We start from the raw sequence: 7774 nt of genomic DNA, 5'->3' as shown, positions 1-7774 counted from the left end.
TCGCTGGGGGTGAGGTCGAACTCGATGTGGATATAGGTGCTATCCCCGGGGTTCAGACGACATTCTCCACCTGGCAGCATTTCGCCGTGGTAGCAGTCTGGGCGCTTTTCCACCAAAATGCGACAACCGGGCAAATGCTCCAGGTCGGCCAAGGAGAGCTGCGCCAAGCGCTGCGGATCCTGAGAGGCACCTGCCCAAGCTGCTTGATCCCGCAATTTGTAGTTCTCGATCCGCAAGGGATCCCCCAATACCTGGAGCACCCGGCTGCGATAAAACTGGCCCGGCGTGTGCTGGTTAAATTGCTCGGTAAAAAAGCCGATCCCCTCCGAGAACAGGTGGGGAAGGCGCACGTACCAAAGGCTGACCGGCACAAACCACACCGGCTCTGCCATCGCCTGGGTGCGGTTGCCGTAGTAGCCCTCCAGCCAGTTGGCCAGGGTGTGCAAGTCGGAAGCGGATTTTTCGTCTACCATAGGGAGCTATGACAAAACTTACCCCCAGCTCTAGCTATAGCATTGCCCTGCGCATTCGCCTGCTCAACCAGCCGGGAGCCCTAGCCCGCGTCACCCAGGCCATTGCGGAAGTGGGAGGCAGCCTCAGCCAGATCGATCTCATCCACCAATCCCCTGCGGAGACGGTACGGGAGATCGCGGTGGATGCCGTCAGCAGCGAGCATGCCCAGCAAATTCGCGCCGCCGTGGCTGCCCTACCCAATGTGAAAGTGGAGCGGGTGGTGGACCGCACCTTTGAGCTGCACCGCGGGGGAAAGCTGCAGGTGGTGGCCAAAAGCCCCCTGGAGAGCGCCGCCGATCTGGCCATGGCCTACACGCCGGGGGTGGGGCGGGTTTCTCTGGAAATTGCTGCCAACCCCGCCGCGGTCTATGAGTACACCATCAAGGGCAACAGTGTAGGCATTGTAACCGATGGCAGTGCGGTGCTGGGCTTGGGGAATGTCGGCCCGGAGGCAGCTTTGCCGGTGATGGAGGGGAAGGCGGCGCTGTTCAAGCGCTTTGCCGATATCGATGCCTTTCCTCTGTGCCTGGCCACTCAGGAGGTGGGGGAAATTGTAGAGACGGTGGTGCGCCTGGCGCCGGGATTTGGCGGCTTTAACCTGGAAGACATCAGCGCCCCTCGCTGCTTTGCCATTGAGTCTCAGCTCAAGGCCCGCCTCAACCTGCCGGTGTTTCACGACGATCAGCACGGCACCGCCATTGTGGTGCTGGCGGCGCTGCTGAATGCCCTGAAAGTGGTGAAAAAGAGCCTAGACGAGGTGCGCATTGTCCTCAACGGGGCCGGGGCAGCCGGCATTGCCGTGACGCAACTGCTGCGGCGGGCCGGGGCAGCCCACATCCTGGTCTGCGACCGCCAAGGGATCCTCAGCCGCTCCCGTTCCGATCTCACCCCCGAGAAGGCGGCCATTGCCGTCGAGGAGAAGGGATCCCTGGCGGAAGCCTTGGTGGGAGCGGATGTGTTTATTGGGGTGAGCGTGGCCAATGCCCTGACAGTGGAGATGGTAGAAAAAATGGCACCGGATCCCATCGTCTTTGCCCTGGCCAACCCGGTGCCCGAGATCCAGCCGGAGCTGGTGGGCAATCGGGTGGCAGTGATGGCCACGGGCCGCAGCGACTACCCCAACCAAATCAACAACGTGCTGGCCTTTCCGGGCGTGTTTCGCGGCGCCCTCGACTGCCGCGCCAAGCAGATCAACACCGAGATGTGCCTGGCTGCCGCTCAAGCCATTGCTGCCTTGATCCCTGCCGAAGAGTTGGATCCCCAGTGGATCATCCCCTCGGTCTTCGACGGGCGGGTGGTTCCTCAGGTGGCCGCTGCGGTAATCCAGGCTGCCCGCCAAACCGGCGTGGCCGGGATCCCTTGAGGGCTACCTAGGGCACCAGGTGACAAGCCACAAAATGCCCCGCGCTCACCTCGCGAAAGGCCGGGGGTGGATCTTGGCCTGTTCCTTCCCTGGGGGGAACTCACACCAGACGACCCAAGCGCTCCCGCAACTCAGCGGCGGCCTGCTCCAGGTGCTCAGGGGTGTAACCGGTGGTCTCTACCCTGACAGCAAGGTGGGTGTCCTGGCTCTGGTGGAGATGGATCCACAAGATGTGGCGGCCGTCCTCTGTTTTGCGGTTTGCAGCTTTGACGCTGTTTTTGGGGGCAGAGTAAGCGTGCGGGTCGTAGCGGACCAGATCCACCCAGGGAATGTCTCGCAGGAGTTTTTCCACCTTGACCCAGCTGCGAGGACGGTGGTGGCTGCTGTCGACCTGCAGCTGGATGACTTCGGAGCGAGGTCGGCCTGAAAAGGACTCCGTCCCGCTGGCGCGATAGGACTCCGTCCCGCTGGCGCGATCGGGAAGATCTGCCCGAGGGATCCGGGGCTGAACTTCCGGCTGTAGGTAGGGCAGGTAGACCAAAGACTTGTATTGCTCATGGATGTAGCAAACTGGGATCCCCAATTGGCTGCCCACCACAGCCATGATCATGGCTTGGGCTTTGAACCCACCGGTGGCGGCAAAGGTGACGATCCCCTTGGCGCTCTCTGCCAACTGTTTCAACAGCTCGGCCATCCGCTCCAGAGAGGATCCCTCTAGCTCGTAGTCGATGCCGGGAAGGGGCACCAGAGAAACCTGTTGTTGGCCCAGTTCTCTTTCAAAGAAGAGCTTCAAAATCCGGGCACACTCCAGCCCATTGCGGAGTGCAGCAGAACCAAAGCATCGCCGGGGGTGGGATCCAGGCGGTAGTAGGTGTTGGTTAAGGACTCCGTCCCGCTGGCGCGATCGGCGCTGATCAGCTCCAGATCGGTTCTTTTCATCCAGGCCAGCGCTTGCTCCGGATCCCCGATGGTTTTTTGTCCCACCCAGGGGCGCTGCGGCTGCAGGTCTTTGTCAAGGTTGGTGAGCAAGGAGGTGCCCACAGTCATGATGATGGTCTGCATGATAGGCGGTTAACTCAAATTTTTCGAGAGCTCTGTCTTGCTTTGCGCCCAGAGCAGCTGGACTTTGCCGATTCTGCTATCTTCTCTGATATCTTCAAATCTGGAAAGTAACTTCGTTGCCCTTGATGTTGGTGATGGTGGCCTTCAGTTTTTGACCAATCTGGAAGCAGGCTTGGCGGGCCCGCTGTTGGGTCTAGTCTTGTGGGTATTGGTTGTTTTGCTGTGGTCTGTCCTGCTGGGGCTCGTTTGCCGCGCCTTGGGGAACGGCGTCCCTGCGACCAGAGTGGCTGTTGGGCTGGGATCCCTGGTGTGGCGGAGTCTCGCCAGCAGGCATCCCCCCATTCCCGTAGTAGCGGGCCATGCCTAGCCCAGGATCTGCAGCACCTCTGCCGGCCTGTCCTGTAGGGCTACATCTTCAGAGACTACCGCAAGTGGAACATTCATACTGAACAGTATCTGCGCGACCTTTGCTTCGAGACTGTTGAAGAATCTAATCACATCAAAATTCGGTTTTATGGAGATCCGCGCTATCAAATCGTTATGGCTAAAACTCCTGGCGACTGGAGGGCTGGCCGCAATATTTCAAGGACTCCGTCCCGCTAACGCGATCGGGATATTCGCAACCTCATTTTTGGCCTTTGAGATCCTGAAACGAATAAAGTTTAGTTGCAAACCTAACTTTCTCAGGGGGCACGCAGCTGAGAAAAGTTGAGCCGAGTCCTGATAGGCTGAAGAAAAGTTGGGATCCCTGCCATGTTCTACCTGCCGGTCTCGCTGCTGTTGTTTTTCATGCTGGTGTTGCTGCTGCCTTTCCTCTGGCTGGGGCTGGCAGTGGATGTGGTGGCGCTGGCGGTGGGAAAGCTGGGGTTCTCGCGGGAGGGAGCGCTGTTACTGCTGCTGGCCATCCTGGTGGGCAGCTCGGTCAATATTCCCCTCTATCGGGTGAAATGCGAGGTGACGCTGGTAGAAGACCTAGCTAGCTTGTGGATGCGGCAGTTCTGGGGGATCCCTTTGACCAAGCTTTCCCAGGAGACGGTGATTGCCTTAAACGTGGGCGGGGGGCTGATCCCGGTGCTCTTGGCCCTATACCAATTTGGGCGGGCCGACAGCGTGCTGATCCTGGCGGTGACGGCGCTGGTAACCTTGGTCAGCTACTATGCTTCCCACGTGGTGCCCGGGATCGGCATTCAGATGAATCCTCTAATTGCCCCAGCTACAGCAGCCTTGGCCGCTTTGTTCTGGGCTGGGGATCAGGCGCCAGCGGTGGCCTTTGCCGGCGGGGTTTTGGGTACCCTTATCGGGGCGGATCTCCTGCACTTGCCGGAGGTGTTGCGGCGCAATTGCTCAGGCATTCTCAGCATTGGCGGGGCCGGGGTTTTCGATGGTATTGCCCTCTGTGGCTTGTTTGCCCTGCTGCTTAGCTAAACCAGCAAATAGGTAAGGGAAAGGGTGATGGATTGGGCGGGATCCAGCCAACGCAAGTCGGGATCCCCTTCGGAGGCACGCTGAGTCAACTCCTCGAGGAGCGTTTGCGTCCATTCCAGCGGCCCATTGAGCAACATCGGCGAACGGGCTACCCCCAGTTTGCGGGCCATAGCCTTGAGGGCTTCCAAGCTGGCGGACAGGGGGCGGGTGCTGGCCACAAACAACAGCTCCGTCAGCCCTTGGGCATGACAGGTGAGCAAGTCAGAGCTCACAGCAGAGCGCAGCTCGCCATCGACCTCCGGCAAGGGTGGCAAAGTTAAACTGCTCTTGGCTTCCAAGCGAAGAGGTGTGGTGAAGTTGTCCTGAGGCAGGGGGGCCAGCAGGTGCAGTTGTCCGGTCGGGTCGATCAGCAACAGGTAGCCGTAGAGATCCTGCTCGCTGTTGTTGCAAAGGGTGAGATGCAAGGGATCCCCTCGCGTAAACCGCTGCATACCCACCTCAGCAGGAGCGGAAGTTGCGGACTGGACAAGGCGTGCCGCCAACGAGGGAGCTAAGGACTCCGTCCCGCTGGCGCGATTGGCAGCTCTACCTTTGACAGCCAACTCCGCCACCACCGCCAAGGAAGAGGAAACAGCATTGAGAGTGGTGCGCAAACGTTTGGCAGCCAGCAGATGGGCAAGACGGGGAGCTAACCGCTGGACGGCCATTGCTGCAGCCTCTCCTGCTGGGCCACAGGAATTCAGGAGCAATTCTCGCCCCGGCCAGAACAGGCTGTAGCTGTTCACTTCCAGGGGTTTGAGCAGGGTATCCGACCGTTCGCGCCAGCGGGACGGAGTCCTAAAAGCAGTGGCCATTTCCGGGGTGATGCGGCCCAACAAACAGTCCACCTGTCGCTCGCGGGGGTTGGCCGTTTCCATCCAGCTATAGCCGGCAATGGCATTGGTCAGATCCACCTTTTCAATGCGGCCCAGGTTCTCCTCTAGGCCAACCAAAAGCTTGAGCGTGCTGGAGAGGCCGCGCAGCTGCTCCCGCAAAGGTGTGCCCACAGGGGGAAGCTGCCCTTCCGGACTGGCCATCTGAACCTGAGCCAACAGCCCACTGCGAGAACGCATGAGCAGCGGCGTCGGCGAAGAGGCGGAAGGATCGGCGGGAATGGGAACCAAAAGAGTACCCGGCTGCAAACCACACAGCGCCGCCGATGGGATCCCGCCTAACCACACCTGAGCCCGATTTCCCTTCACTTCTTGAACTACCCCGCTGACCCCTGCCGGTGTGGGCATGAGAAAATAGGGATGGATGTGTCGAGCAGTGTCTTCGCCTTCCAAGGTGGGGCGTTGGCAGGCGAATAGGCCCAGCTCTCGCCGGCTGACCACCTGGTTAAAGGCCACCAGCAGACGAGTGGCAGGCGTGGTTTCCCACAGGTACTGCGTCAGCAGATAGGTGAGTACCCCAGCATAGAATCCTGGCCAAGCGGCTTCTGCTGCCAAGTCTTGCGGGGTGGTGGCCGAAATCAGCAAGCCCTTGGGCGGAGACGGCCAAACCCGCTGCGGCTCCGATCGCGCCAGCGGGACGGAGTCCTTGGAGTCCGAGATCGCGGCTGGGGGACGGGAACGCAGTTGCAAGTTGCCTCGCACCGACGGCGAGACATAGGTAAAGCCACAGTCCAGAAGGGTGGTGATCTGGGCAGTGCCCAAGCCTTCCAAAAGCCGGAAAAAGCTGTCTAGCTCCATTGCTGCCACTCCCTCAGAGCCAGACAACAGCAGCACCGGCTGCCAACAGTTGGGCGCGGATCCCAGCCGCCACTGGCCATAGCCGCTAAACTGCACCACTACCGTTTCAGCCGTGTGACCTTGACCCCCCAAGTGCTCTGCAAAGGCCGATTGGATCCCAGCCGGCGTGGCTGCCCCATCGGTAAGGGTGAGAATGTCTGCCGGGTCAAAACCAAAGCGATAGAGGAGTAGCTCCCGCTGCAACTCCACATCTGTCAAACACCCTTGTAGCGCGGATCCCTCGCCAAGGTAGCGGTTAATACCGATGAGAACAGCCAGCTTGCGGGAGCCAGCCGCCAAAGCTTGCCCATATCGCTCAGCCCGGCCCCTCAACCAGCCAGGGGATAGGCCAAGACCGGCAGCAACCAGGAGGAGTTTTTGCAGAAAAGACCGCCTTTCCATGTTGACCCTCTGGGCTGACCCCCGGCCCAACGACTACCCCATCGGCCAGCGAGCCACAGCTAAACTTTGCACTGGAATCTGTTGCTGCCTATTTCAGGATATCCCCATCCACACAGCTTTTTCCCGAGATCGAGTGACAGTTTTTGGCGTTTTCTTTGCATTCCTTATCAATCAAACCCCCGCTACTTCCCATGGGGATCCCACGGCAGCGCTCTTCTGTCAGACAAGTCCGTCAGACAGGAGGGAAAGTGTGAGGAAGTCAATACTCAGCGGTTCAGGAAATAGGGCAAGCAAGCCCCACGCTCCGGCCAATGGAAGCGGACGAAGGGAACCAAAATGAACCCAGCTATCCCCAGACAGAACAGGCCAAAGTAGAGGTGGAAAGCCCCGACTGGATCAGCTGGTTCCATCCTTCCCCCTCCTAGGGATCCCAGCGCTAAAGCCAAGAGATTGTTCAAGGCATGAGCCAAGACAGGCAAGGTCAGGGAGCGGGTCTGCAGGTAGAACAGGCCCATCACCAGGCCGAACACCGTCAACCCGACGGGGTTGGGGTGCAGCAGGCCAAATACCCCAGAAGAAGCCAGCAGACCTCTGGAGAGGCCCCACTTGAGGCCCCAGCGGTGTAGCAAGATGCCGCGAAACAGCCACTCCTCCGTTATGGGGGCCACCACCCCAATCGAGAGCCAGCGCAACCCCTGATACATCTGCGGCCAGGCCGTTTCCCTATCCTCTTCCCCCAGTGAGTGCAGCATCGACTCCGCCAGCTCTGGTGCAAGCCAAGATATCAGGTAGATCATCAGTAAAGTTGTGCCGATGGAGAGCACTACCAAAGCCGGCACCACCCGCAGCAGGGATCCCCAAGGAATAGCAGCCCGCCAGTTGCCCCACAGCCGTCTCATCTGCAGATGGGCTTGCTGCCCCCGTCGCCAGCTCCAGATACAGGTGAGGACAAATGTAGCGCAATAGACAAAGTCGGCCAGCAGAGGATCGTCAGATGGGAGATGAAACAGCTGGGCCAAGGCGATGGCTCCCAAGCCTACCCCCAGGTTGATCACCAAGAAGGCCAACAGCACGTGGCGCGCCTTAAGGGCTGCAAATCCGGTCACACTCGGCTCGGCAGGCCGTAGAGGGGGGGATCCAGACACAAAGGCAGAGATCGCGGTTTTCCCATTTTAGGTTTGGCGGGGATCCCCGTAGGTGGGCTGCTGTCACCTTCTCCGGGAGAGGATGAAGATCCTTT

Annotated in this window: 7 protein-coding genes; 2 read left to right on the top strand and 5 right to left on the bottom strand. The window is 59.9% G+C overall.

Translation table 11 applies throughout. The features are described from left to right. A partial coding sequence (locus NW837_RS13430; protein ID WP_414332125.1) for a chromophore lyase CpcT/CpeT occupies positions 1–473 on the bottom strand: 473 nt, incomplete at its 3' end. 8 nt (positions 474–481) lie between these two features. Here NW837_RS13430 and NW837_RS13425 point away from each other — a divergent pair. Next, positions 482–1876 carry a malic enzyme-like NAD(P)-binding protein gene (locus NW837_RS13425; protein ID WP_414332124.1) on the top strand — a complete coding sequence of 465 codons (1395 nt, stop codon included), beginning with the start codon at positions 482–484 and terminating at the stop codon, positions 1874–1876. Between the two features lie 100 nt (positions 1877–1976). On the opposite strand, the gene NW837_RS13420 is transcribed toward NW837_RS13425, so the two are convergent. Continuing rightward, positions 1977–2669 carry a putative CRISPR-associated protein gene (locus NW837_RS13420; protein WP_414332123.1) on the bottom strand — a complete coding sequence of 231 codons (693 nt, stop codon included), beginning with the start codon at positions 2667–2669 and terminating at the stop codon, positions 1977–1979. Then, on the bottom strand, positions 2666–2923 hold the full coding sequence (locus NW837_RS13415) for a hypothetical protein (protein WP_238376877.1): 258 nt from the start codon (positions 2921–2923) through the stop codon (positions 2666–2668). Before NW837_RS13415 ends, NW837_RS13420 begins: the two co-directional genes overlap by 4 nt. Before the next feature lie 768 nt (positions 2924–3691). On the opposite strand from NW837_RS13415, the gene NW837_RS13410 reads away from it, so the two are divergent. Continuing rightward, on the top strand, positions 3692–4363 hold the full coding sequence (locus tag NW837_RS13410; protein ID WP_414332122.1) for a DUF1614 domain-containing protein: 672 nt from the start codon (positions 3692–3694) through the stop codon (positions 4361–4363). Here NW837_RS13410 and NW837_RS13405 read toward each other — a convergent pair. Then, positions 4360–6534, bottom strand: a complete 2175-nt coding sequence (locus NW837_RS13405) for a caspase family protein (RefSeq protein ID WP_414332121.1) — start codon at positions 6532–6534, stop codon at positions 4360–4362. The two genes, NW837_RS13410 and NW837_RS13405, sit on opposite strands and share 4 nt — an antisense overlap. Positions 6535–6800: 266 nt before the next feature. Then, the gene (locus tag NW837_RS13400) at positions 6801–7640 is read right to left on the bottom strand and encodes a lysostaphin resistance A-like protein (RefSeq protein WP_414332120.1); all 840 of its coding nucleotides are present in this window, start codon (positions 7638–7640) and stop codon (positions 6801–6803) included. Positions 7641–7774 lie beyond the last annotated feature (134 nt).

The organism is Synechococcus sp. R6-10 (genome assembly GCF_047461815.1).
Taxonomy (GTDB): Bacteria; Cyanobacteriota; Cyanobacteriia; order Thermostichales; family Thermostichaceae; genus Thermostichus.
This window is presented reverse-complemented; position numbering and strand designations above follow the sequence as displayed.